This is a genomic window from Paenibacillus sp. alder61 (genome assembly GCF_020179875.1).
Lineage (GTDB): Bacteria > Bacillota > Bacilli > Paenibacillales > Paenibacillaceae > Fontibacillus > Fontibacillus faecis.
In genome coordinates this window covers 266,373-291,727 of sequence record NZ_JAIUDG010000004.1, presented here as the reverse complement: position 1 = coordinate 291,727, position 25,355 = coordinate 266,373, and the positions used below count along the sequence as shown (strand labels likewise).

Here is a 25,355-nt window from a genome sequence, read left to right as displayed (position 1 = left end):
TTTGTTCTCCAACTCTTTTCATGTATTATATTAAGGGTATTTAAAATGTAAAGGCAGTATTAATATTATCTTCATGAATCGCGCATCGAAAGGAAGGATCGTACCGTGCCTGCTTTAAATCGTATCAGGCTGGGCAATATTAAGCCGTTCGTTTTCTTCACCTTCATTTTGATTCTGAAAACGTATCTCGCCTGGATTGCCATCTTCGAGGAGATGCCGCCCTGGGGCCCCCTGCTTAAAGAGCTGCCGTTCATTTGGGCCTTGTTCTGCCTCATCGAATGGTTCTCGTCCAAGCGCAAAATCGCCGTTTATCTGACGGTCAATTTGATCGTCACGGGGATTTTCTTCGCCGCCATGATGTATCATAAATATTACGGTGTTATGGTGACCTATCACGCCCTCCAGCAGGTGAACCAGGTCACGGCGGTCAGCAACAGCGTGTTTTCCCTGCTGGCGCCGTACTACCTGCTGATCTTCCTGGATATCGTCGTGATCGGGTTTTGGCTGTTCCGCAAGAAGAGAGCCGAGAAGCTGAAGGCTTTCTTTAACTTGAAGAGCTTGCGTACCGGTATCGTCGCGACGGTGTTTGGCGTTTCGGTCGCCCTGTGTATCTTCAACGTGTGGCCGAACCGGGCCAGCATGAACGAGATCAAACAGGCGGAACAGATGGGGATTCTCAATTACGAAACCTATGTCATTTTTTCCAACAGCAGCAAGAAAGAGGACCTGGTCGACAAGAACGAAATCAACCAAACGAAGATCGACCAGTTGAAGGGTGTCACCCCGCCGGCGCATCCGAAATACTTCGGACAGGCGAAGGGAAAGAACCTGATCATCATCCAGATGGAGTCCTTTCAGAATTTTCTGATCGACCTGAAAATCGACGGACAGGAAATTACGCCGGTCATGAACAAGCTGGCCAAAGAAAATATGTACTTCAAGCATTTTTATCAAATGGTAGGGCAGGGAAACACGTCGGACGCCGAATTTGTCGTAAACACCTCTTTCTATATCCCTTATAATGAGGCGGCTACGCAAAATTATCCGGACAAAGAACTGCCGAGTTTGCCGAAGCTGATGAAATCGGCCGGCTACGATACGGCTACATTCCATACAAATGTGGTCGATTTCTGGAACCGCGGCGAGCTGTATAAAGCGATCGGCTTTGACCGGTACTACGATCAGGAGTTTTTCGGTCAGGAGGATACCGTTTTCTTCGGTCCGTCCGATGAGGTGCTTTACAAAAAAACGGCGGAAGAATTGGACAAGATGCAGCAGGCCGGAAAGCCGTTCTACACCCAGGTCATTTCCATGACGGCCCATCATCCGTTCACCATGCCGCATGAAAAGGACCGCATAACGCTCCCTGAACGTTATCAGGACAATATGGTCGGCGATTACATCCGCTCGCAAAATTACGCGGACTACGCCTTGGGCCAGTTTATCGAAGACTTGAAACGAAGAGGCATCTGGGACAACAGCGTCGTCGTCATCTACGGCGATCATTTGGGATTGCCGATGTACTCGCTGGATAAACATGGGCTTGAATTGATGCATGAGATCTACGGCCGGGACTACGGATATATCGATATGATCAACATCCCGCTCATCATTTCGGCACCCGGCGTCTCCGCGCCGAACACGTTCGAAAATGTCGGAGGCCAGGTGGATATTCTGCCTACGGTCGCCAACTTGATGGGGATTTCGCTGGACCAGCATCTTCACTTCGGCCAAGATATTTTGAACCAAACCTACAACCTGCTCCCGCAGCGGTATTACCTGCCGTCCGGTTCGTTCCTCAACGACAAGGCGCTGTTTATGCCGGGTGTGTGGTACAAAGACGGCACGCAATATCCCGTCGCCGAAGACGGCGTGAGCCAGGCGCTCACCACGGAGAAGGAATACAACCGTGCGCTGGAGCTGCTCCGGCTCTCCGACAGTTATGTGCAGCAGCTCCCGGACCGGGTTAAAGCCGAGGAAACGGAATAATGGCAAAAGGCGCTCCGATTAGAGAATCGGGGCGCCTTTCTTTATTTGCAGCGAGATCGCCGTCTTACACGCAAATCGCCGGATCTCCGGTCCGCGTCCTTTCCATATCCGCTTCCTTCATCCTCAGGAACTTGCGCTCCCGCCAGCGAAGGAAAGAGAGCACAGCGCGTATATATTCATCGGCGATCATGCAGGAGTAAATCGCGATGATGCCGTAACCGAGCGAAACGCCGAGCCAATAGGAACAGCCGGTGGCGACGACCCACATGAAAATCAGCGAGATGTTCATGGTATATCGGGTATCCCCCACCGCATTGAGGGAGTTGCCGATGGCCATGTTGACCATTTTACCGGGCTGCAGCAGCAGATTTAGCCACAGCAGCGCGCCGCAAAGCGCGAGAATATCCTGGTCTTTCGTAAACAAGCCCAGCACGTTGTGACCGAAGACCACCAGAATAAAGGCATTGACGATGACGAGCGGCAATCCGATCGCCAGCACTTTGAATACGGCTTGATAAGCTTCCTTCGTTCGGCCCGCTCCGTACAGATGGGCGATCTGGATCTGGGCGGCCAGTGCGAGCGAGAAGCCCAGCAGGAAGCAGAAGGATTCCAGCGTATTCATATAGGTTCGGGCCGCCAATTCCGTCGACCCCAGCACCGCCAGGAACGAGAAAATCGCCAATTGGGAGAACACCCAGCTCGCCGAGTTGACGCCGAGCGGCCAGCCGATGACCAGAATTTCCTTGAACAGCTTGCGGTCGAACAAAGCGAAGTCCTTTCGCTCGATTTTTCGGTGGAAAGCGCCGAGGAAGATCACGAACAGCACGATGGTGGCGAGCAGCCGACTGACGACCGTGGAGATCGCCACGCCGGTCAGCCCCCATTGCGGGAAGCCGAATGCTCCGAAAATAAAACCGTAATTCATTACGATATGAATGACGTTCATCCCGATCGCGGTCATCATCGGTCCCTTGGTGTTGCCCGTGTTTCGGATCGCCGTGCTGAGTACGGCCATTAAGGCCGTCAAGATCATTCCGCCGCCGACGATGGAAATGTAAACTTCGGCCAAGGGCAGCAATTCCTCCGGCAATTGCAGGATCCGGGCGATCGGCCGGGGAAGCGCGATCAACAGGATGCTGAGACCCAGGCCGATCGCACCAGTCGCGTTAAACGCGATAATCCCTACCGTACGGGCGTCCTCTTCTTTGCGCGAGCCGATTTTTTGCGCGATGACGATGCCGGCACCGCTGGCCACGGTGGCAAACAGCGTGGTCAGGGCGTTAAACAGCTGATTGGAGAAACCGACGACGGCCACCGCGTTATCCGATATCCGACTGACCATCAACGTATCCACCGAACCGAGCAAAAATTGCAGAAACTGCTCGATAAATATCGGCCACGCCAAAAGCCACAAGGAGAATTTACTTTTTTCGCTCCCCTTATTTTTCTTCATTATTAAAACCTCCTGTTGTACGGGGACCTTTCTTGTTGTCACCACAAACTTTTTAGCATGAAACACATTATAGATGGTATAGTTATATCGATGTATCAGAAAACCAACTCAATCTTTCAATATTTAAACCTGAAAACTTCACTGCCTGGAGGTGTGCCGTGCCGCCTATTATCGAGTTTACCGCACCGCCGTTACCCCATTATATCGTCAGCGGCTTATCGGCTCTTCCGGTAGGAGGCAAGCATCCCAGCCGCAAAAATATCGGCGCCTTTGACCTTCTCGTCGCCGTCCGCGGATGCCTCTACGTCGGCGAGGAGGAGCGGGAATACGAAATAACCGAAGGTCACGCCTTGATTCTGCGCCCGGACAGTTACCATTACGCTTACGAGGGCTGCCGGGAAGAGTCGCTGCACCATTGGCTTCACTTTCAGATCCTCGGCGACTGGCGGGTGCTGGACGAAGAGGAGTACTGGTCCAGCCGAGGACGAAGCCACGAAAGCGATCCGCAGGACTACTTGTCGCTACATCCCTTTGCGACTACCGCCTACACGCTGGCCCTGCCGCAGTTCACCAGGCTGGCCCAGCAGCAGAAGATGGCGGAGATCATCAGCGAGCTTACGGAGATGAACCGACACATCCATTTGCCGAGCGTCCGCTTAAAACAGCAGGCGTTGTTTCAGGAGGTGATCCTGCTTCTCTCAGCTTCGCTGGAGTCGGATCGTCCTACCCCGCAATCGCTATGCGCGGAACGGGCCGCCTCTTACTTGCGGGAGCATTATCGCGAGCCGTTCTCCGCCAAGAAACTGGGGAAAGCGATTAATTTTCACCCCGTATACATCGCCCGCTGCATGCAAAAAATGTTCGGCTGCTCGCCGTCCGTTTATTTGCTGCGGCTGCGGATCGACCAATCGAAGCTGCTTCTGCTGCAAACGGATTTGCCGGTCGAGCGGGTCGCGGAGGAGGTCGGCTTCAATCAGGCCGCCTATTTTACGGCAAGCTTTTCGCGTTTTGAGGGGATGTCGCCACGCAAATACCGGCAGCGCTTCGCGTATAACAAAAGCTGAACATATGGCGCGGATTGCCGCCATATAATTAGGGCCTAGGTAACTTCTTTGCTTTATGCATCGCCGCCCACTATAATCAAAGAAAGCTCCTGTTCTTATCAAATAAATACCTAATTGGAGGAAATGCGTTGACACAAGTGAAAATATTCGCGGACAGTATCTCCGATATCCCCGAGTCCTGGATGACCCGGTACGGCATCGGGATCGTTCCGCTTTATGTCGTGTTCGGTGAAACGGCCTACAAAGACAAACTTGAGATCACCACAACCGATATTTACCGGCGGGTCGACGAAACCGGGGAGTTGCCCCGGACGTCGGCGCCGTCTCCCGCCGATTTTATCGCGGCCTTTTCGCCCTGGATCGAGAAGGGCGATACGATTGTATTTATCAGCATGTCTTCCCGGCTCTCTTCAACCTGTCAAAACGCGTTGATCGCCGCGGAGGAACTGCCGGAAGGCCGCGTTATCGTCGTGGATTCACTGAATGTGTCGGGCGGAATCGCCCTCCTGGCGCTGAAAGCCGCCCAAGCGGCGGAGGCTGGAGTAAACGCCGAGGGTATCGCGGCCATGCTGGAGGAACTCCGCGACCGGGTGGAGATTGAAGTGCTGGTCGACAGCCTCGATTATCTTCACAAGGGCGGACGGGTGTCCAGTGTACAGCATATGATCGGAAGCCTGCTTAAAATCCGCCCCGTCCTTCGCATAAAGGAAGGACTCGTCATTTCCGCCGATAAATATAGAGGAAAGACCGAAAAAGCCGTGGAGCGAATGGTCCATCATTTTACGGAAAATATTCACAAGGTTGACCGGGATCTCGTGATCGTAGCCCAAACGCTTGCGGAGAAAGCGGCCGATTACATCAAGACGACCCTGCTCGAAAAAGCCGACATTCGCGACGTGGCCGTTATCGAAGGGGGCTGCGCGATTTCCTGCCACTGCGGTCCCCGCACCGTAGCGATCATGTATTTACGCCGGCCGGGCTACAGTATGTAACCTAACCGGTTTTGAACGGTTTCCGGGGGCTCGTCCGAATGGGGACGGGCTTCTTCTGCTTAGGATGTGTAATGTACGGTCTTCAGCGTGTAATGATACGTGAGGAAACTTTTTGACGGGATGGATCGTAATAGTTGAAGAGAACTTGTATTCGACGGAGGTGGTGAAGGATGCGCCTGCGCTCCGCTTTAACCAAAACCGCATTAGTCCTGCCGATCGGCGCAGGGCTGCTATTCGGCCCGCTTCTGCCTATGGCCTCCACCGCGCATGCCGGCATTTTCAGCGATTTCTACCAGGGAGCTAAAGAGCTGTCCGAACTTCCGGGAGAGGTCAACGAGCTGAAAGCCAACTATGAAATGACGCTGGACAAGCTGTCGGAAGCGGAATCGACCCTGGAATCCTACCGTGAGCAGAATGAGGCTCTGATGGAACAAAACCGCGAACTGGCCGCGTCCGTGACGGCTCTGACCGAAGCCCAGCAGAAACGCGAGGCCAACGCACGGAAGACCCGCATCCTTATTTTGACGGGGATCGCTCTGCTTGCCGGTTATTTTCTATTGCTGCGGGTGATCCGGCTGCTGCTGCGGCGGTAAATAGATAAAAGTTAGCGACTAGACTTTGGGCTGACGAGGAGAACTGAGGAATGAAACTGGTGTACGAAAGCGATCCGTCCGGTTTTGGCGGACAAGCCGTTACTTTCCGGATCGGGGAGGGCGAACTGCTCCACGTGCTGCACCCGGCGCAAATTATCGCGTTTCGCGGGCATGCCGGAAGCCGGACGGACCGGCTGATGAATATGAAGGGGATCTACCGAAAGAGAAAGTTCATTCGTGCTGATCTCGCCGGTCCGTGCGAATTTGTAGCCGCCATGCCCCCTTCCGTGACCCTGAAGTCGATTAACCTGTCCGACGGAAGCGACCTGCTTTACGATTTCAAGCATCTGTTCTTCTATACGGATGGCGTGCGCATGGAAACACGGATGCTGAGCATGAAGAACATGATGATTACCCGTGACGCCATCAAAATGAAATTTTCCGGCGAAGGGCAGATCGGCATCCTGACGCAGGGCCAGGTCCTGGAGCTGCCGCTGTTGCCGGAGGAACCGTTATACGTAGAGGCCGGCTGCGTCATCGCCTACCCCGAGAACGCCAAGCTGGAGCTGTCCGTCTACGGCAACCATCTGGCCAGCCAGCATATGAAATACCAGTGGAAAATCACCGGGCACGGCACCGTACTGATTCAGGCCGGCGGCGGAGGCCGGGAACTCGAGCGCGATCTCGACAATAACGACGGCATCGTCAAACGGTTTTTGCGCGAGGCGATCCCGTTCGGCGGGGTATTTATCAAATAAGCAAAAAAGGCGCTGTGCCCAACACCCGAAGATGGTTGGATACAGGCGCCTTTTCTTGTTCGGAACACGCTGCGTTATTTTTTGCCCGGATCGATATCCTGCGGCCGCAGCCCCTCCCAAATGTTTGGAATGTCCGCTTGATCCGGATCGTCGAACACCAGAAAGGCCGTCGGCAGATAACGCTCTCCGTATTGGGACGATGGCTTGTTCACGATCTCCCCGCCCTTCGAGATCAGCACCGTGGAGGAACCGCCATCCAAATTGGCCGCGATAACCGCACCGCGTTCCAGCAGTATATTCTGGACGTCGTAGAGGCTCGCGCCGATGCTGTATCCCGGCTGACGGCCGTCGATGACGACGAAGAGGATCGCGCCGTCTTCCCTTTGTCCCATCGCGGTCCGCGGGGCGATTCCCCAGCCGTCCTTCTGGCTGCGGATCTGTCCCTTGCCGTTGACGATAATCCGCGGCTGGAACGTTACGGCTTCCTGAATGCCCAGCTCATCGAGCTCTTTAAGGGTATACCTGCCGGCAATCATTTTGCCCTTCTTATCGATTCCGACGATTTGGGTTGAAGCCTTGGAGCCGATGCCGTTGTAGTACAGCTTGCCCCGTGAAATCACGACTCCGATCGGCTTGAATCCGTTCCCCTTCCAGTTCGGGTCGGCAAAGCCGCCGCCGTTAACGCCGGCGAGAGCCCCGGTTCGGGCAACCATGCTGGATACCTTCTCGCCTCGGCCGCGTTTGGCCGGAACCCCGAGCCGAATTTTCGTCGGATCGTTCACGGTCAGCACATAACCGTGATAGCCATCGCCCGAAATTTCCTCCGTTTCGATCAACGGCTTCTCAGCCTCGGTTTCGTTTTTTTCCGAAGGCAGGTCAATGGTATGGGTGTCCCTCTCTTCGCCCATCTGTTCAAACTTCTCTTGATAAGCCGCTACCCTTTTATCCAATTCGGCTTGTCCGATAATATATTTGGCCCAATGCCGATGCTGCGTCGTTATGAGCGTATCCGCCATCAAATAGCGGACATCGTTCCCCGAGGGCGTAAAAAACAGCCAGATCCCGGCGACCGCTCCCAAAAACATCATGACCATAATCAATCTGCCGATAAAGCGGAAAAAGCCTCTTTTTTTCTTCTTTTTCGAGCTTTTTCGCTTTGGCGTGCCTTTTCCCCGCCGAACGGACGACCGGCTAGGCAGCGATGAAGGCTGCATGGTTTGCATAGTTCTCTGTTCTCCTGACTCCTTGTTTTCTACTCTCCAAGTAAACGTCTGCCGAAGACAGAAAGTTTCACTCGCCATGAATAATTTATACATCAAAAAAAGCACGGATTCGCCTCAACGCCGAACCCGTGCTTTGAACCGGCATATCCAATCAAGCGCAAAATCCGCCACGTACCGCGTAAATCTGGCGAAAGCCGCGGTTTTTCAGCATCCTGGCCGCGCGTTTGCTCTGATACAAACTGCAGGATAGGATGATGACGGGCTCATCCGGCGATAATTCCTTGCTCCACACGAACGGCAGCCGTCCAAGGGAAATATTGATCGCGCCCTGAACATGGCCTTGTTCATAATAAACCGCATCGCGGATATCCACCAGCTTGGCCTCACCCTTCAGATTCGCCGATTCGCGGAGCTGGCCGGGCTCCACAAAAGCAAGCCCCTTTACGGGCCGTAGACGGTAAACCGTCCAGCCCGCCAGAGCCAATAAAACGATCGCTGTTACGGCCATCATCCCTTAAACCAGCTCGCTTCTCCAGGCCAAAAGCCCGCCGGTCATGTTCACCGCATCATACCCCTTCTCCGTCAGCAGCTCGCAGGCAAGTCCGCTGCGGCCTCCGCTGCGGCAGACGACGAACCATTCCTTCTCCCGGTCCAGTTCCTCGAATCTTTCCGGCAGCTGCCCCAGCGGGATATGCTTGGAGCCGGGGATATGAGCTTCCTCCCATTCGACGGGCTCGCGCACGTCCACAATATTCAAATCCTCTCCACGCTCCAGCCGCTGTGCCAGCTCATCGGCCGTAATCTCCTTATTCGCTTGGAAACTCATCTTCATCCTCATCTCCTTATCTTCATCGCCGTTTACCGGCTCTTGACCAGCAGTTCGACGGCTTCCTTGACGCGTTGATCCGCGCTTATTCCGTCGGTTTCCTGCAGCAGGCAGTGCTGCAGATGGTCCGCCACGATCTGGGCGATCGCTTTATCCGACGCATTGCGCACGGCGGACAATTGACTGACGACTTCCTTGCAGGACTTCCCTTCGTCCATCAGCCGGAGAACGCCGCGAACCTGACCTTCGATCCGCTTCAGGCGCCGTTTTAAATCTTCCGAATAAGTTTCCATCGGAATCCCTCCATCTCGGGGTCGAACATACCCCTATGGGTATAATAATAGTGAAGCCTTCCCCGTATGTCAAACGCATTCCTTCCAACCCGCGACAGGACTAGCGCCCCATCAGACTTCGTAGTAGGGGGAATTGAGGGTACATTCTCACGCCCATAGATATCCAAATCGTTTGGGGCCTCTGCGATCAGGGTGCCTAGCGCACTTTCCAACCCTTCCAGCTCTAAAAGATGCATATCTGCAGGTATTTAGGCCGATTTACGCCCGTATGCGAAAAAGGATGCAAATCTGAAGGCATTTCTAGCGATTTTAGAGAAACGAGCCGGTTTCGTCGAAAATTCCTGCAGATTTGCAGGCATTTTGAAATTCTTGTGCCAAACAAGAAAAAAAACATGCAGATTTGCAGGAATTCTAGTCCAACACCTTATCCTATTCGGCGGAGCCCCGTTTTCCCTTTGAAAGCTAGGTTGGTGGATCGTGATAAGAGCTTTTTACACCCCTATTTTGTCGAATTCGGCTTAGACGCCGGGAAATAGCGGCTTTTTAGGGCCCTATTTCAGGAGAAAGCGGGCCAAAACTTGATTTCTGGACCCCACGGCCACTGGCGCTGCATTAAACCTGGCATGGTGCTGCCGACCCCGCAATCTCACTTACCGCACGTTATGATAGCGGCATTTTGGGCTGCTATTTCGCCCAGATATGCTTTTTCGGGAAAAATAGCGGCTAAAATGGACCTTATTTCTCTGCTACGAGTCCAAAAACCCGGTTTTTACCCGCTTTTCCTAAAAATAAGACCCCAAATGCCACTAGCGTTGCATTAAATTTCGCAGACAAAAAAGAAGACATCTCCTATTGTTGAGTTACCCTCGCGTTATCCATAAAAACGCCTCAACAATAAGGAGATGACTATGGATAACGTACCTAATCAAACTGTCATTTGTCAATGTCTAAAGTTATTAAATGTGGACCCTTCTCGTAATACATCTTTGGATTATCGTGCCCGGAAATTTTTTGTCGGTTCTGCGACTCTTCTGTTTATTGAGGCTCAGTTGCACCAGCGCGGTTCCTATAAAGTGATAGCAGAGCATTTAGCCGCCAATCGCGATTTTCAGAAATTCCTTCAACTCGAAAGTATCAGTGCTGCCCAGTTATCACGAAAAATGAAGCAACTGCCTATGGCAAATCTTCAAACGCTCTTTTTCTCGATCATGGAACGAATCAAGCAGCAAACGAAGAACTTGAAGGGAATTACTCCGGGTATTGGTAAACTAAATCTCTTAGATTCGACGGGAGTTACTCTGCCACCTATTCTCGCAAAATGGTGCTACTGTTCAGAAACCAATCACGGCGCGAAGATGCACACCTCCTTGGTCGTGGTGGACTCCAAAACCATGTATCCGGGTAAAATCATCGCCTCCACCAAGGATATCGCGGACCATGAAGTGGCTCTTGAATTCACGGTCGACAAAGACGCGACTTATGTGATGGATCGTGGTTACCAAGTGTACGAGCATTTTCAACAATGGCTAGAGGACAAGATCAAATTTGTATGTCGCGTCAAGGAAAATAGCCGGCTAACGATCATCCGGGAAAGGGAACTGCCCAAAAGACAGAAGGGTTTCATCCGTGATGCTGATGTGAAGCTTCCGGGCTTGCCTGGGGTTTTTCGCCTAATTGAGTTTTATGATGACCAGAAGCGTACTTATCGCCTTGTAACGAACCGTTTTGACTTGTCTGCACACCAAATCGCTGAGATTTACCGAAATCGTTGGCACATCGAGTTGTTTTTTAAGTGGGTCAAACAGCATATTCGATTAGTTAAACCACATGGATATACGCCAGAAGTCATCTGGAACCAAATGTATATCGCTTTAATCGCCTATGCTTTATGCTTGCTCGTCAAGTTGACCCTGGACTGTAAAAAATCGATGTGGGATCTTCTTCAACTGATTCGTATCTATGCGGAAAAGCCGTGGGAAGATCTGATGAAAGCCCTCTACCGCAAGCCAACACGAACCTCGAAGGGGCGAACCAAGCGAAATGGCAGGCCACCAAAAAAAGCAAAGAAGTCAATGGAGCCGAGACTGATCATACGCTAATGACAAATGAACAGGAATAGTAATTTTCAAAAAAAAGGATAATGCGTAGGGCCTTTTCCCCCTTAGCTTTTTTTGTTTAACCAAGAAAAACATAATGTAAAAATATTGATTAAAAGTAAATTTAGGGGAATTATTCATAATCAAATTACTTAATGCAACGCTAGTGCCCAAATGCACTAGCGTTGCATTAAAACTGATATGATGCTGCCTGTCCGCACTCTCTCTTGCCGCCCGTCATAATAGCGGCGTTTTGGGCCGCTATTTCGCCCAGATTCGCTTTTTCGGGAAGAATAGCGGTCAAAAGGGGCCCTATTTCTCTGGTGCGAGCTCAAAAATCCGGTTTTTGCCCGACTTTCTCTAAAATAAGGCCCCAAATGACCTCTATTTCACCTCGAAGGGCCAAATTCGACAAAATAACGCCTCAAAAAGCCCTTATCCACCCGCCCGGCTTCTAAGGGAGACGGTTACGGCCATTAGACCCTTCGAATTAATGCAACGCGAGTGCCCCAAATGACCTCTATTTCACACCAAAGGGCCGAATTCGACAAAATAGCGCCGCAAAAGGCCGTTATCCACCCGCCCGGCTTCAAAGGGAGGCGGTTACGGCCATTAGCCCCCTTGGGTTAATGCAACTTTAGTGCCCCGCGGCGGGAAATAAGATCGTTTTTGACCGCTATTTTCTCGGTGGAGGCGAATCGGGCCGGAATAACGGCCCAAAAGGCCGCTATTGCAGCGAAAGCGGGGCCTAGAGAAATTGTGGCGGGGACATGCAGAATGAAGCCCGCTACGACGAGGCGCAGTGTCTAAAAACTCCTACTACGATGTCTGATGGGCACCCGGATGCTAAAAAAACAACCTGCCCCATAGATGGGACAGGCTCCACAGATACAATGACAACATTACAACGCTTCCCGCTTGATCTTCTCCAGCAGGGCGTTGCATCCTTCAACGACCATTTCATAGACTTCCTCAAAATTGCCGGTAAAATAAGGGTCCGGCACTTCCCTCACCTTGGAATCGGGCACCAGGTCGAGCAGCTTGACGATTTGGGCATTCGCCTGCCGGGCCAAAGCCTTCAGGTCGCGTTCATTCTGGTTGTCCATCGCGACGATATAGTCGAACCGGGTAAAATCCTCCACCCCGACCTGCCGCGCCAGCAGTCCTTCGTAGGAGATGCCGTATTGATCCAGGATCGCCCGGGTTCCCTCGTGCGGCGGCTTGCCGATATGCCAGTTGCCGGTTCCGGCGGAATCGATCAGGAATTGCTCCGTAAGCTTCTCTTCAGCGACCCGATGCCGAAAGACCGCCTCCGCCATCGGGGAACGGCAAATATTCCCCAGACATACAAAAAGCACGCCGATTTTGCGGTTTTCGTTCATGTTATTCACCTCTTGTCAGATCGTACTATAAGTCCCGCCATCGGACAAGCCCTTGCGTGCGGGTGTTCCGCGGCACAGAAAAAGCCGCGTTCGTTCGCGGCCTTTTCCGGAAAAGAAAATCCTAGAATGAGCTGAACAGGCTCCTTACCCGTTCAAGCATTTCCCGGCGCTCCTGTTCCGTTACGGACTTGTTGACCCCGCCGAACAACAGCTGTTCCGCGACTTCGACGCCGCAAAATTCAAAGATGCCCTCGCCTGAAGTTTGCTTCAGCGCCTCTTCCATGCCGATCGCTTCGTAATAGTCCTCGGACGTTCCGTAGGTGCTGATAATCACCCCTTTTTTTCCCGTTAACAGTTTGTCCACCGTGCCTTCACCGTTGTAAGTATACGCAAACTTGTATGCAAAAACCCGGTCGATATATCCCTTAAGAATCGCGGGAAGACCCGCCCACCAAATCGGGTAAATCAAAGTAATGACGTCCGCCCCGGTCAAGTGGTTTTGCTCCGTTCGAATGTCCTCCGGCAGGTTTCCTTGCTTCAAGGCTTTTGTATCCTCCAGGGATAATACGGGGTTGAAGCCCATTTTGTAAAGATCGCGGATTACGACCTCGTGACCGCCCGCTTTCAGGGCATCCACCGCCGTTTGCAGGATTTTGTGGTTCAAGCTGTCCTCGTTGGGGTGGGCGTACACAATGAGATGATTCATGCCTTGCAACCTCCTAATCGCTATGGCCTCGGCCTAAAATCATCCGTATTATGCGCTATTTTCAAGATTATAACCCCAAATCTCCGCCGGTTTCGGTTAGGGACCCGTCTATCCTCTTTTAAATCTCGCCGAACGAATACTCCCGCTCCACCTTGCAAATCCGAACGGTGTAATTCTCGTACCAAACCTGCCGCCCCTGCTGCTGGGCCGTTTTGTGCAGTTCGTTTTGCTTCCAGTTCCTGATATCTTCAAGGCTGGCCCAATACGAAATGGTAATTCCCTTCCCCTCATCGTTGCGGACGCTTTCCGCTCCCAGATAGCCCGGCTGATTCACCACCAGCTCGTCCAGCTTTTGGTCCATTTCCGCATACCCGTGATCGCCGGCCGTTCTTTTGCTCGAAAAAATAACGGCGTAATACGGGACTTCGGATAGCCGATTTTGTTCATTCATGATAATCCTCCGTTTTTCCTCTAATCTATCAGGTTCCGCTGATATTTGTCACTACATTAAAAAGCCACCCTTTTTAATGTAAACTAAAATTAGAGAGATCACATTTAAATGGAATAACGAACATGGAGGATCTTATCTATGAAGGATATACTCATTAACAAAGTGCTGACCCATGCGGATTGTGACATTCACTACTGGATTTCAAATCGCGGGGATTCCCCCTGGCTCATTTTTTTACACGGCGCAGGTGCCGACCATGAAATGTTTACTGAACAGTTAGAGTCTGTAACTAACGAATTTAATATCTTACTTTGGGATGCGCGGGGGCACGGTCAATCCAGACCCATGGGGAAGCATTTTAGTATTAAAATGATTGTGGAAGATCTCGTTAAGATCATGAATACCGAACGTATTCAGCGTGCTACGCTTATCGGCCAATCTATGGGGGGAAACATCGCACAAGAACTTGCCTTTTATTATCCGGATAAAATTGAGAAGCTGGTATTGATCGATTGTACCTGCAATACAAGGAAGTTGACCCGCTTGGAAACTTGTTATTTGAAAATAACTCCTGTTTTGATTCGTTTGATTCCTTGGAAGCAATTGGTCAATGCAAGTGTTAAAGCAAGTGCATTAAGCCCCCATGTACAAGAGTATTTAAGAAATTCATTTAAGCGGATAGGAAAAAAAGATTTTGTGAAGATATTCCTGGCGACCACTTTTTGCCTGCACTACGAACAGAATTATCAGATTAACAAGCCACTCCTCCTTGTCTACGGGGAGAAAGATCATACAGGGAATATCAAAAAAATTGCTCCCTCCTGGGCATTAAACGAACCCTATTGCACATTAGTTGAAATCCCTAAGGCAAGCCATTGTTCAAATCAAGATAATCCTTCGGCATTTAACCAGGTGTTTCTACAATTTTTGAACGATTTTACATCACCTGAAAAAACCTAGATCCTCTTGAGGAATCTAGGTTTCAGGTTTCCCTTAGATTTTATAAGCCCGCATCGCTTTTTGCAGCTCTTTAAGGGTCGGACGTTTGCCGTAAAGCAGCACGCCCGTACGGTAAATTTTCGCGGAAAGCCAACCGAACAGGAAGATGGCGGCAAGCAGTACGGCCAGCGAAGCGAGGATTTCCCACATCGGCGTATCCCCCAGACCGATCCGGACGATCATGGAAACCGGCGAGAAGAACGGAATATACGTGCTTACCTTCAGCAAGGTTGAATCGGGGGCGGAAAGGCTGAAGATTCCGATATAAAAAGCGGCCAGCGACAGCATCGTGATCGGCATGATCGCCTGCCCCAACTCTTCCGTACGGCTAACGAGCGAACCGATGGCGGCAAACAAGGTGGCGTACAGGAAATAACCGAGAATGTACAGAATGAAGCCGAACACAAGCACTTCCACGCTGATTTGGGACAGATCCAGATTCAATTCGGACAGGATCGGCTGGTTATGCGGAAGCGCCACGTTAATGGCGATCACGGCCGCAAAAATGAAGATCTGGAACAACCCGATCAGGAACATGCCGATGATTTTGCCGAACATTTGCGCTAGCGGCGATACGCTCGTAATCAGAATTTCCATGATGCGCGAACTCTTTTCCGCCGTCACTTCCGCGGCGATCATATTGCCCGTCATCATAATCGTCATGAAGAAGAGAATGACCAAAACGTACACGATCACATAATTAATAAGTGCGGCTTTTTCCGTCTTGCCTTCCCCCGTTCCCGCCTCTCCCGCAGCCGCCTGTTTCTGCGCTTCGATCTGAACCGGAGCCGTCAGGGCTGCAATTTGCTCCTCGTTGAGCGTCCCCTTGGTGATATATTCGGCCTTGACGCTCTGCAGCACCGCTTGCAAAGAGGCCTGAATGTCTTGCGGCACGCTGTCTTTCTTGGACACATAGGTCACGCCCGGAAATTCCCCGGCTGTACTTGCGCCGAATTGGAGGTAACCATCAATTTTCCCGGCTTCGAGATCCTTTTTTAAGGCCGCCTCATCCGTTTGCTCGTACTCCGCGAGCGTGAACCCCGGCGTCTCCTGTTTTTCATAGTAAGCTTTAAAGGACTGCACGATTTCCGGTTGCGTGCCCCGGGCTAACCCAATCGACGCCAGCCCGTCGTCCCCGCCGGTAAATTTGGCGATAAAATAAGGCACGTTCATGCCGATAGTCACTAGCAGCGCCAACACCAGCGTCGTGATCAAAAACGATTTGGCTTTGACCTTATTAAGAAACGTAAACCCGATAACGGTGGTCATTTTATTCATGCGATTCACCCACTTCTTTAATGAATATTTGATTCAGAGTCGGTTCTTTGATTTCAAAATGCTCCACTTCGCTCTGATCCATCGCCGTGCGCAAAATGGCTTTGGCCGCTCCCACATCGGAGATGCGGATCAGATATCCCCGTTCCTTGCGTTCCACACCGGTCACGCCGGCGATCCCTTCCAGCCCCGAAACTTCCGAAGCGGTATGAAGCAGAACTTCCTCTCTCGGGTACTGTTTCTTGATCTCGCGCAAGCTGCCCTGAAGCACGGTTCTGGAGCGGTGCAGGATCGTGATGTTGCGGCACAACTCCTCGACATGCTCCATCCGGTGCGTCGAGAACAGGATGCTGGTCCCGCTGTCCCGCAGTTCCTTGACCGTCGCTTTAAGCAGCTCGACGTTAACCGGGTCGAGACCGCTGAAAGCTTCGTCCATAATGACGATTTTTGGCTTGTGAACGACGGCGGCGATGAAGCCCATCTTTTGCTGGTTCCCTTTGGACAACTCCTCGATTTTCTTGTCGTAGTATTCCGGAACCTCGAACCGTTCCAGCCAATATTTCAGACTCTTGTCGGCTTCGGAAGCGGACATGCCCCGCAGGCGGGCCAGATATATGATCTGGTCGCTGACCTTGACCTTGGGGTACAACCCGCGCTCTTCCGGCAAATACCCCATCAAATGCTGGAGTTCGGAGCCGTAAGGCTTCCCGTTGTACAGAATCCGCCCCCCGTCCGGGTAAATCAGACCCAGCACCATCCGCATGGTCGTCGTTTTGCCGGCCCCGTTGGCCCCGAGCAGCCCGTAAATTTCTCCTTCCTCGACCTGCAGCGATATTTCGTTCACGGCGGTTTTATCGCCGAATTGCTTGACTACCTTTTCCAATACCAATGGTTTAGACATGAAACTCCCTCTTTTCCTATGAAATGAGTTCTTCGGGCGGATGCCCCTGAATCCACAGTTCCAAAATTTCATCGAGCTCCAGGCTCCGGCTTTTGAGAATTTGAATCGCGCCTGCCCGTTCTTCCGTTTCCAGCCCGGCGGCGTTCTTGGCCAGGACGCGGACAACGGACGGTCCATCAGGGACGCAGCTCAGGACGCCCGGCACCTCGGCAAGCTCCTCCGGCTCCGCGCCGCGGACCCAAACTTCTTTCCAAATGCTGAACAAGGCGTCCTTCTCGGCCATGCCCCAGATCCGCCCTCGATGGACGAGAACGATGAAGTCGGCGAGGCGCTTCACTTCCTCCACGACATGGGTGGAGATGACGATCGTAACATCCTCCTGATCCAGGCAAGCGCGAAGCTGTTCGATCATATCTTTCCAGGCGAACGGATCGAGACCCGACGACGGTTCGTCCAGCAGCAGCAGTTTGGAGCCGGCCGCCAACACCGCAGCGATTTCGAATTTTCGCCGTTCTCCTTTGGACATTCTGTTCAAGCGCTCTCCGCAGGGGATTTCGAAGCGGGACACCAAAGCTTCAAAACGCTGCTGATTCCAGGTTGGATACCAGTGGGAACGAAATTCCGCCGCTTCCCTCGCCGTCAGAAAGTTCTCCTCCAGGGCCGGGTTTTCGGGAACATACCCGATCCGCTGCTTTAAGTCCAGCGGCAGTGCCTGATTGGCCGGCCCCCCGTACCAGGAGATCTCCCCCGCATCGGGATGGATCGTCTGCAGCATGAGGTTCATGATCGTGCTCTTCCCGGACCCGTTCGGACCGACCAAGGCGACCACATAACCCTGCGGAATGCGGAGATCCAACGGTCCGATCGTTTTTCTTCGTCCTTCTTTTACGACGCCTTTCATTTCAATCGCATTTATTTGCTCCGCAGCCCACGTCACTTGAATTCCCCCTTGCTTTTCGCGTCCCCGTATTTCTGTTTCAAAATCTGCAAGAACAAATTCTTCAGCTCATCTTCCTTGTACTGGACCGAAATCCCGGTGTCCACGGCCGCTTCCACCGCTTCCTGAACCACGGTCCTCCGGTAAGCGTCGCGTTCCCCGGCCCCGACGCTGGCCACAAACGTTCCCGTCCCCTGCTTCGTACGAAGCAGCCCCTCGTTCTCCAGATCCTGATACACCCTCCGGACGGTGATGACACTGCAGTTTAAACTGCCGGCAAACTCGCGGATCGACGGGAGCAAAGTACCCTCCTCAATCTGCCCGCTGACGATCAGGGACCTGAGCTGGGTCTCGATTTGGTGATACAGGGGTTCGGCGCTATTTTCGTTGATCTGAATAGGAATCCACACCTTCCGGTTCACCTCCGGTTCCGGGCAGAGCTTTGACGTTCATCATCTTGCCAGATCCCTCCTGCCCAATTGCCGAAACGTGATTCTGCTGAATAGGAAGAGAAGTAACGCGCCTCCAGCCAAACATCCCCACATCACCGGAGACAATAATCCGAAACGTCCGGATTGGTTTAATGTAAAATCGAGCAAACTGCCGTTAAACCAGGAAATGACGAAGGCCAGAATGCCGACCACAAACATGAAGACAAATGTCATCCACAGATAAGTGCGGCCTTTTGTCATAAGCTCCAAAAAGATAAAAGGACCGTTCATCGCCAAGGCGTACCCCATCCAGGTCAGCGCAAAGGAGATGTACTGGACGCCCGCGATTTCCTCACCCATAAAGTAAAGCATCGTATACAATGCGGTAAAGAAGATGACCCCGTTAAACACCACGGCCGTTACCAGCTGGATGAGTCGGCTTCTCATAATCGTCCGGCTCGGGATCGGCAGCGTTCTGTAATAGAGCAGCATCTGCGTGTAGGAATCCTCTTTAATGTAACTAAAGGACCGCCGCGAAAAATAAAAGCCGATCATCGGAATCAGCATGAGCGCCATAAAGTCAGCCATTGGAGTGAGAAGCCTTTCCACCGCGGCCTTTTCACCGGACTGGAACAGGAAACTGATCATGACGCCGGAATATACCATAAAGACGACGTTCCAAATCAGATACAGGCGGTCTGCTCGCAGGTCTTTCCTAAAAATAAACCAGGCATCCTTCCAGGTTTTCAACTTGGATCCCCCTAACTGAACTGTGCTTACTGTTTATATCTTTATACACACTATATACTGTGCTTATGATGACGTCAACCCGTCTTTTTATTTTGACTCGCTATAACCGCGCAAAAAAACCGCCGGAGCAATCTGCTCCGGCGGTTTCACGCCATCGTTTCTTTACAGCCCAAAAATAACTTCCCACACCGGCTTCGTATGTCCGCCGGGATACAACACATACAGAAGGACATACACCGCCACACCCGTGATTGCCGTAAAAAACCAGATCACGGAAGTGGTCCGCCCCCATTTCCGGTGCTTCGCGTATTTCTCCTTGAAGCCCAGAACCAGCGTGGTGATCCCGAATACGGCGGCCACCGTGGCCAGCACGATGTGAAACACCAGGAAGATCTGATAGTAGATTTTCAAATCATCCGGCCCGCCCCAAGATGTATTGCCGATAAATACGGTCCGCGACATATAGATGATGAAGAAGAGCAACGCGGCCACAGCGGCGGCGATCATCGTCTTCTTGTGCGCTTCCCGTTTTCCCTTAATGATCAGATTCCAACCGATCGCCACCAGCACGGCGCTGATCACAATGAACGATGTACTGATCGTAGGGAACAAGGTGAATAAATCCATGAGAATCCTCCTGTCAACGCGTCAATCTAAACCCGGTTCAGCTTGAAATCCTCCGGCCCCATCTCTTCCTTATCCTCACGATTCTCCTGCCGATACCATTGAAAAAATACATAGGCGAGCATCGAGGCAAAGATGATCTCCTGAATGAATTTCATCAATATCCCTCCGACCTGCTGATCCACCCGAGGTTCGAGATAACCGAAGTATTCCGGCCCTCCGAATCGGCTGAGCAGCATGGCCGGGTCTCCCGATACGCAGTATCCCATCGCTTTGGCCCAGACTTCGGGATCGCTGTAGGTCGCATAAAGCGGCTCCGGCGCAAAAATAATCAGGCCGCAGGCCGGCGTCAGCAGCACCATGTTGAGGAAGATGAAGCCCATCTTCTTCAACCCGTGGGCCCCCGCCTGTTCAGGCAGCGGTTTGACGAGCGTCCACCACATCAGCACCGAGGCGAGGAACAAAATAAAATAATACAAGCGGTGAACGCCAAAGTGAAGCATGACATAGTCATGAACGACCGGAAGATGGTAGATGGAAAAGAGGCCGTTAAACACCACCGCCGCCACCACCGGATGCGTCAAGAACCCCAGCCGGCGCAGCGGACCGCGGCCTAGGAACGACGCGACCGACCGCCATACCCAGGCGGGAAGGCCGAGCATCAAAAGCGGGGGAGCCACCAGATAGGATAACGCCATGCTCACCATATGAAAGCTGAACATCATATGGCCGAGCAATTCGACCGGGCCGCCCTGGGCCAAATACAACACGGTCATCCCCAGGAAGAACAAACTTTTGCGGCCTGCGGTTACCGCGGGTTGTCCCCATTTTTCATTGACCGGTCCAGTCAATACAAGATACCCTGCCGTGATGAGCAGCATAACCGCCAAAAATACAGGACTCCAAACTTCCGCAAATTTAAAATATTCTAACCCCAGCACGCTGAACCCTCCCTTCCCGCCTGGTTCTTTCTGTCGATTTTGTGAACGAAACAATCCCTTCAATAACATGAAAGAGGCGGCTTGAATTCAAGCCCACCTCTTTGTATTTTACCACCACATCCAGTATAGTGCCGCTATGATCGCCGTTCCGGCGACGAAAAATCCGCCGGCCATAAATACGATCGGAATCATATGGCCTTTATCCTTCATATGCATCCAGTAGCCGAGCTGAACAAGAACCTGCAGCACGGCCATTACCAGCAGAAGCAGCACTGTAAAGGCGGTATTCACGCCTCCGGCCGCCACCGCCGCAAACGCGATCAGCGTCAAAATGATCGAGAAGATGAAGGCGACGATATGCTTCTGCGGTCCCTCTTGACGGTGGCGGTGCTTCACCGCTCCTCCGTTCGAATCGTGACTGGTCATGTTAACCTACCACCTTTCCGAGCAGGTAAACTACGGTGAAGATAAACACCCACACGACGTCGATAAAGTGCCAGTACATAGCGGCCACATAGACTTTCGGAGCCGTCACGACGTTCAGGCCTTTTTTGAACAGCTGTCCGATCAGAATGGAAATCCATAGAATGCCGAACAGAACGTGCGCTCCGTGAAAGCCGACCAGCGTATAGAAAGCGGAACTGAATGCGCTGGTGGTCATCCCGTAGTCTTCGTGGATCATATACTCCGCAAACTCGTAAATTTCAAGCACCAGAAACGCCAGACCGAGCACTACCGTTACCGCCAGCCAATTCGCCAACGATTTGCGGTTCCCCCGGTGCATCGCCTGAATCGCGAAAACACTCGTCAAACTGCTGACCAGGAGAATAAACGTAGCCGCCGCCGTAATCGGCAAACTGAACAGTTCACTGGCGGACGGACCGTCGGCCACCTGGTTTCGCAGCGTCAAGAAGGTGGCGAACAAGGTCCCGAACAAAACCGCTTCGCCCCCGAGGAAAAGCCAGAAGCCCAGTACTTTGTTGCGGCCTTCCAGCGTCGCCTTTTCCGGCTCATGGGGAAGTTCGCCCGAAACCTGCTGTGCATGAGGTGTCGTCATGCTTTTACCCCCTTGTCGTTCAATTCATCCGGTTCAATATGCCAGCCGTGATCGTCGAAGAGCGAGCGAAGCAGCATGGAGCCGAACGTAATGGCCAGGCCGATTCCCGTGATGATATAGTTGCTGAACAGGAAATTCAGCAGGCCGTTGCCGAAGTCGTCCTTCGTAAACATAAAGCCAAGCCCTGCGATAAACAGCCCGACCGACATGACAAACGGAAGGATGGTCGGCGACGGCATATGGATCGGTCCCACCGGTTCGGCAGGCGTCATCTCTTTGTTGCCGGCCATCTTTTCTTTCCAGAAAGCGTCGATGCCGCGCACAAGCGGAGTTTGCTTGAAGTTGTACTCCGGCGGCGGCGAAGGAATCGCCCACTCCAGCGTACGTCCGTCTTCCCACACGTCCCCGTCAACGCCTTTCGGCTGTTTGAACGAAATGACCACATTGATCAAGAAGACGATAACGCCGACGCCCATCAGGAAGGCCCCGACCGTACTCACCAGGTTCAACAGGTCAAAACCTTGGTTCGGCAGGTACGTGAATACCCGGCGCTGCATCCCGAGAAGCCCGAGGAAATGCTGCACGAAGAAGGTCAAATGGAAGCCGATGATAAACGTCCAGAATTCGAGCTTGCCGAGCTTTTCGTTCAGCACGCGCCCGAACATTTTCGGCCACCAGTAATGAAGCCCCGCGAACAGCCCCAGCACGAGACCGCCGACGATAACATAGTGGAAATGCGCTACGACAAAGTAAGTATCATGATACTGGTAATCCGCCGGAGCAGAGGCCAGCATAACCCCCGTCACCCCGCCCATTACAAAGGTCGGGATAAAGCCGGAAGCGAACAGGTTGGCCGTCGTAAAGCGGATTTGCCCGCCCCACATCGTGAACAGCCAGTTGAAGATTTTGATCCCCGTCGGAACGGCGATCAGCATGGTCGCAATCGAGAAGAGCGCGTTGGCGACCGGCCCCATTCCCGTGGTAAACATATGGTGCGCCCAAACCATGAAGCCGAGGAAGGCGATCAGAATCGTCGCGAATACCATCGAGCTGTAACCGAACAGCCGTTTCCGGGAGAAGGTGCTGACCACCTCGGAGATAATCCCGAACGCCGGCAAAATCAAAATATAAACTTCAGGGTGCCCGAAGATCCAGAAGATATGCTGCCAGAGCACCGGGTTCCCGCCCATGGACGGATTGAAGAAATTCGCGCCCAAAATCCGGTCAAAGGACAGCAGCACCAGACCTACCGTGATCGCAGGGAAAGCGAACAGGATCATCGTCGAAGTGACAAAGGTGGTCCAGGTAAACATCGGCATGCGCATGAACGACATCCCCGGCGCGCGCATCGTGATGATCGTGGCCAGGAAGTTAATGCCACCGATCAGCGTACCAAGGCCGGCGATCTGCAAACCGATCGTGTAAAAATCGACCCCGTGCGTCGTGCTGTAATCCGTGGAAGACAGCGGCGTATAGGAGGTCCATCCGGCATCCGGCGCCCCGCCCATAATCCAGCTCAGGTTCAACAGCAGACCGCCGAACAGGAAGGTCCAGAAGCCGAGCGAGTTCAGAAACGGAAACGCCACGTCGCGGGCGCCGATTTGCAGCGGAATGACCGCGTTCATCAGCGCGAAAATAATCGGCATCACGCCGAGGAAAATCATGGTTGTTCCGTGCATCGTAATCAATTCGTTAAATTGCTGGGCAGTTACGAAATCATTCATCGGTTTGGCCAGTTGAACGCGGATCAGCAGCGCTTCAATCCCGCCGATGCCGAAGAACAGACCGCCCGCTATCAAATACAGGATAGCGATTTTCTTGTGGTCGACTGTCGTCAACCAGTCCATCAAACCCTTGTACCGCTTGACACTGTGAGCGTGAGCCAAGGTTTTGTACCCCCTTTAGAGTTCCTATAACCTCAATGCCGCCAGAGGCACCAAAGATCAATACGATAATTTGTAATCGGCCAGATACTGGGCAATCGCGTCGATTTCCTCATCGCTCAGGCCCAAATCTTCCTTCGGCTGCGGCATTTTGTTGCCCGGCTTCACCTTTTGCGGGTCCTGCAGCCATTCCACCAAGTTGTCCTTCACAGGCTTGCTGTTCGCCGGTTTCCCCGAGCCTTCTTCATTCAGCAGGATGCTTGCGACGCTTTCCCTGCCGCCTATGCCGGTGAGGTTCGGACCGCTAGGTCCCCCCTGGTCGCCGACAGCATGGCAAGTCAAGCACTGCTTCTTGAAGACCTCGGCCACGGCCGGATCCTCCGGCAATACCGCAGGCGCTTTCATGGCATCGACCCATTTTTTGAAGGAATCGTCGCTGACCGCCTTCACTTTAAATTCCATAAAGGCGTGGGACGGACCGCAAAGCTCCGCGCATTTCCCCAGGTAAACGCCTTCCTTGTCCGCTTCGAGCCAAGCCTTGTTGACCGTACCGTCCGTGTTGGTATCGGTTTTCCCGGCCAGCGAAGGCACCCAGAACGAGTGGAGCACATCCGCCGTTTTCAGCTCCAACGCGATTTTCTTGCCCGTAGGAATGATCAAATCCTGAGCGGTCGTAATACCGTAATCCGGGTAATTGAACTCCCACCAGAATAAATGGGATGTCACCTTCACCTTTACCGCGTCTTTGTCTTTTGAATAATCTTCTCCATACGCAAATACTTTTTGAACGGTGGCCACGGCCAGAATCAATACCAGTACGAGCGGAATAGCCGTCCAGATAATTTCCAGCTTAAAGTTGCCCTCCACCTGTTTCGGAACCTCATTTTGCCCCGGTCTCCGGCGGTACTTGATCCACACGTACGCCGCAATCGCAAACACGATTACCATGACCGCCACCATGATCGTCACCGAAAGCTTGATCAAGCCCAATTGTCCTTCGGCTACCGTTCCCTGTGGTCTGAGTACCGACAAGTCCTCGCGGCCGCATGCGGACAACAAAAGCGGTAGCCCGGCAAACAGAGGTACGAGCCGCTTTCCAGCCTTCCACGGTTTCATCATTGATCTACCCCACTTTTCCGTTTTCTTCCCGGTTATGTACAGGCATCCAGCACTCATAAAACTACCTGTCTTATCACGGAAACTGCACTTCTGTCAATTACAACAATCACCTATTAAATATATGATCGAACCCTTGTTTTGTCAATGATCGGCGGCGAGTTCACAAATTGTTCAAAAAGCCGAAATAGCGCGTCATAAGTGGATTTGCGAACGTTTTCAACCTGGCATGTCCCTCTGAAAACTCTCCTGAACCTTACTAGGTTATGTCAGTTTTCCCGCTTTAAATCCTTATTTTCATTTTTGACATTTCCCAGAACTTTATTTAGATATTTATAAAAAATCTATAGATAATCGTGTGCAGAGGATACAGTCTGACACATGTGACCCCGTCTGCCGGAGAAAGAGGCCAATCCTCTCCCTTCTAGGAAGGTAATAACCGCCGAATAGGCCGCTATTTTGTCGAATTTGGCTCATCGGCATGAAATAGCGGTCTTTGGAGGCCTTATTTTTGGAAATACCGGGCCAAAACCCGATTTCTGGGCCCTGAACAAGAAAATAAGGCCTTTTTTGACCCCTATTCTCCCCTCGGAGCCGATTTTGCCCGAAATAGCG

Annotated in this window: 26 protein-coding genes; 7 read left to right on the top strand and 19 right to left on the bottom strand. The window is 52.3% G+C overall.

Going from position 1 to position 25,355, the window contains the following annotated elements:
* The first annotated feature begins 105 nt into the window (after positions 1 to 105).
* The gene (locus LBW89_RS06205; protein ID WP_148455701.1) at positions 106 to 1,989 is read left to right on the top strand and encodes an LTA synthase family protein; all 1,884 of its coding nucleotides are present in this window, start codon (positions 106 to 108) and stop codon (positions 1,987 to 1,989) included.
* A 64-nt stretch (positions 1,990 to 2,053) separates the two neighbouring features.
* Here the strand turns inward: LBW89_RS06205 and LBW89_RS06200 are convergent, their stop codons facing one another.
* A complete protein-coding gene (locus LBW89_RS06200; protein ID WP_148455699.1) occupies positions 2,054 to 3,442 on the bottom strand; it encodes an MATE family efflux transporter in 1,389 nt (462 codons plus the stop codon).
* 158 nt (positions 3,443 to 3,600) lie between these two features.
* Between LBW89_RS06200 and LBW89_RS06195 the strand changes: the two genes are divergently transcribed.
* The 4 genes from LBW89_RS06195 to LBW89_RS06180 all read left to right on the top strand — a co-directional run bounded on the left by LBW89_RS06195 (position 3,601) and on the right by LBW89_RS06180 (position 6,849).
* Complete coding sequence (locus tag LBW89_RS06195) at positions 3,601 to 4,506, top strand: AraC family transcriptional regulator (protein WP_148455697.1); 906 nt, start codon at positions 3,601 to 3,603, stop codon at positions 4,504 to 4,506.
* A gap of 137 nt (positions 4,507 to 4,643) precedes the next feature.
* Positions 4,644 to 5,498 carry a DegV family protein gene (locus LBW89_RS06190; protein ID WP_306433522.1) on the top strand — a complete coding sequence of 285 codons (855 nt, stop codon included), beginning with the start codon at positions 4,644 to 4,646 and terminating at the stop codon, positions 5,496 to 5,498.
* A gap of 170 nt (positions 5,499 to 5,668) precedes the next feature.
* On the top strand, positions 5,669 to 6,091 hold the full coding sequence (locus LBW89_RS06185; RefSeq protein ID WP_148455691.1) for a hypothetical protein: 423 nt from the start codon (positions 5,669 to 5,671) through the stop codon (positions 6,089 to 6,091).
* 50 nt (positions 6,092 to 6,141) lie between these two features.
* Positions 6,142 to 6,849, top strand: coding sequence for an AIM24 family protein (locus LBW89_RS06180; protein WP_148455689.1), 708 nt, complete (start codon positions 6,142 to 6,144; stop codon positions 6,847 to 6,849).
* 74 nt (positions 6,850 to 6,923) lie between these two features.
* Here the strand turns inward: LBW89_RS06180 and LBW89_RS06175 are convergent, their stop codons facing one another.
* The 4 genes from LBW89_RS06175 to LBW89_RS06160 all read right to left on the bottom strand — a co-directional run bounded on the left by LBW89_RS06175 (position 6,924) and on the right by LBW89_RS06160 (position 9,191).
* Positions 6,924 to 8,063: a phosphodiester glycosidase family protein gene (locus tag LBW89_RS06175; protein ID WP_148455960.1), complete on the bottom strand. Its 1,140-nt coding sequence runs from the start codon at positions 8,061 to 8,063 to the stop codon at positions 6,924 to 6,926.
* 160 nt (positions 8,064 to 8,223) lie between these two features.
* On the bottom strand, positions 8,224 to 8,583 hold the full coding sequence (locus LBW89_RS06170) for a rhodanese-like domain-containing protein (RefSeq protein ID WP_148455686.1): 360 nt from the start codon (positions 8,581 to 8,583) through the stop codon (positions 8,224 to 8,226).
* Between the two features lie 3 nt (positions 8,584 to 8,586).
* Positions 8,587 to 8,898 (bottom strand): rhodanese-like domain-containing protein, encoded by a 312-nt coding sequence (locus LBW89_RS06165; protein ID WP_148455958.1) that lies wholly within the window; start codon positions 8,896 to 8,898, stop codon positions 8,587 to 8,589.
* 32 nt (positions 8,899 to 8,930) lie between these two features.
* Complete coding sequence (locus tag LBW89_RS06160) at positions 8,931 to 9,191, bottom strand: metal-sensitive transcriptional regulator (protein WP_148455684.1); 261 nt, start codon at positions 9,189 to 9,191, stop codon at positions 8,931 to 8,933.
* Positions 9,192 to 10,099: 908 nt separating this feature from the next.
* Here LBW89_RS06160 and LBW89_RS06155 point away from each other — a divergent pair.
* The gene (locus tag LBW89_RS06155) at positions 10,100 to 11,290 is read left to right on the top strand and encodes an IS4 family transposase (protein WP_170286984.1); all 1,191 of its coding nucleotides are present in this window, start codon (positions 10,100 to 10,102) and stop codon (positions 11,288 to 11,290) included.
* Positions 11,291 to 12,189: 899 nt separating this feature from the next.
* On the opposite strand, the gene LBW89_RS06150 is transcribed toward LBW89_RS06155, so the two are convergent.
* From LBW89_RS06150 to LBW89_RS06140, 3 genes are all read right to left on the bottom strand, one after another.
* Entirely contained in the window at positions 12,190 to 12,669 is a 480-nt protein-coding gene (locus LBW89_RS06150) for a low molecular weight protein-tyrosine-phosphatase (protein WP_148455682.1), read from the bottom strand.
* A 121-nt stretch (positions 12,670 to 12,790) separates the two neighbouring features.
* The gene (locus LBW89_RS06145; protein ID WP_148455680.1) at positions 12,791 to 13,375 is read right to left on the bottom strand and encodes an NAD(P)H-dependent oxidoreductase; all 585 of its coding nucleotides are present in this window, start codon (positions 13,373 to 13,375) and stop codon (positions 12,791 to 12,793) included.
* Positions 13,376 to 13,493: 118 nt separating this feature from the next.
* The gene (locus tag LBW89_RS06140; protein ID WP_148455678.1) at positions 13,494 to 13,826 is read right to left on the bottom strand and encodes an antibiotic biosynthesis monooxygenase family protein; all 333 of its coding nucleotides are present in this window, start codon (positions 13,824 to 13,826) and stop codon (positions 13,494 to 13,496) included.
* A gap of 138 nt (positions 13,827 to 13,964) precedes the next feature.
* Here LBW89_RS06140 and LBW89_RS06135 point away from each other — a divergent pair, with 138 nt between their 5' ends.
* Complete coding sequence (locus LBW89_RS06135) at positions 13,965 to 14,786, top strand: alpha/beta fold hydrolase (RefSeq protein ID WP_148455676.1); 822 nt, start codon at positions 13,965 to 13,967, stop codon at positions 14,784 to 14,786.
* A 33-nt stretch (positions 14,787 to 14,819) separates the two neighbouring features.
* Here LBW89_RS06135 and LBW89_RS06130 read toward each other — a convergent pair whose 3' ends face one another.
* The 11 genes from LBW89_RS06130 to coxB form a co-directional block, all read right to left on the bottom strand.
* The gene (locus tag LBW89_RS06130; RefSeq protein WP_148455674.1) at positions 14,820 to 16,103 is read right to left on the bottom strand and encodes an ABC transporter permease; all 1,284 of its coding nucleotides are present in this window, start codon (positions 16,101 to 16,103) and stop codon (positions 14,820 to 14,822) included.
* The gene (locus LBW89_RS06125) at positions 16,096 to 17,001 is read right to left on the bottom strand and encodes an ABC transporter ATP-binding protein (RefSeq protein ID WP_148455673.1); all 906 of its coding nucleotides are present in this window, start codon (positions 16,999 to 17,001) and stop codon (positions 16,096 to 16,098) included. The genes LBW89_RS06130 and LBW89_RS06125 overlap by 8 nt, the downstream gene beginning before the upstream one ends.
* A 16-nt stretch (positions 17,002 to 17,017) precedes the next feature.
* Positions 17,018 to 17,938, bottom strand: a complete 921-nt coding sequence (locus LBW89_RS06120; protein WP_225038766.1) for an ABC transporter ATP-binding protein — start codon at positions 17,936 to 17,938, stop codon at positions 17,018 to 17,020.
* Positions 17,935 to 18,348, bottom strand: a complete 414-nt coding sequence (locus LBW89_RS06115) for a GntR family transcriptional regulator (RefSeq protein ID WP_148455672.1) — start codon at positions 18,346 to 18,348, stop codon at positions 17,935 to 17,937. The genes LBW89_RS06120 and LBW89_RS06115 overlap by 4 nt, the downstream gene beginning before the upstream one ends.
* Before the next feature lie 42 nt (positions 18,349 to 18,390).
* Complete coding sequence (locus LBW89_RS06110; protein ID WP_148455671.1) at positions 18,391 to 19,119, bottom strand: hypothetical protein; 729 nt, start codon at positions 19,117 to 19,119, stop codon at positions 18,391 to 18,393.
* Between the two features lie 162 nt (positions 19,120 to 19,281).
* A complete protein-coding gene (locus LBW89_RS06105) occupies positions 19,282 to 19,746 on the bottom strand; it encodes a DUF420 domain-containing protein (protein WP_148455670.1) in 465 nt (154 codons plus the stop codon).
* A gap of 26 nt (positions 19,747 to 19,772) precedes the next feature.
* Positions 19,773 to 20,684, bottom strand: a complete 912-nt coding sequence (gene ctaG, locus LBW89_RS06100; RefSeq protein ID WP_148455669.1) for a cytochrome c oxidase assembly factor CtaG — start codon at positions 20,682 to 20,684, stop codon at positions 19,773 to 19,775.
* A 108-nt stretch (positions 20,685 to 20,792) separates the two neighbouring features.
* Positions 20,793 to 21,110 (bottom strand): cytochrome C oxidase subunit IV family protein, encoded by a 318-nt coding sequence (locus tag LBW89_RS06095; RefSeq protein ID WP_148455668.1) that lies wholly within the window; start codon positions 21,108 to 21,110, stop codon positions 20,793 to 20,795.
* Position 21,111: 1 nt separating this feature from the next.
* Complete coding sequence (locus LBW89_RS06090) at positions 21,112 to 21,741, bottom strand: cytochrome (ubi)quinol oxidase subunit III (protein ID WP_148455666.1); 630 nt, start codon at positions 21,739 to 21,741, stop codon at positions 21,112 to 21,114.
* On the bottom strand, positions 21,738 to 23,588 hold the full coding sequence (gene ctaD / locus LBW89_RS06085; RefSeq protein ID WP_148455954.1) for a cytochrome c oxidase subunit I: 1,851 nt from the start codon (positions 23,586 to 23,588) through the stop codon (positions 21,738 to 21,740). The genes LBW89_RS06090 and ctaD overlap by 4 nt, the downstream gene beginning before the upstream one ends.
* Positions 23,589 to 23,684: 96 nt before the next feature.
* A complete protein-coding gene (coxB, locus tag LBW89_RS06080) occupies positions 23,685 to 24,743 on the bottom strand; it encodes a cytochrome c oxidase subunit II (protein WP_148455664.1) in 1,059 nt (352 codons plus the stop codon).
* Between the last annotated feature and the right edge of the window lie 612 nt (positions 24,744 to 25,355).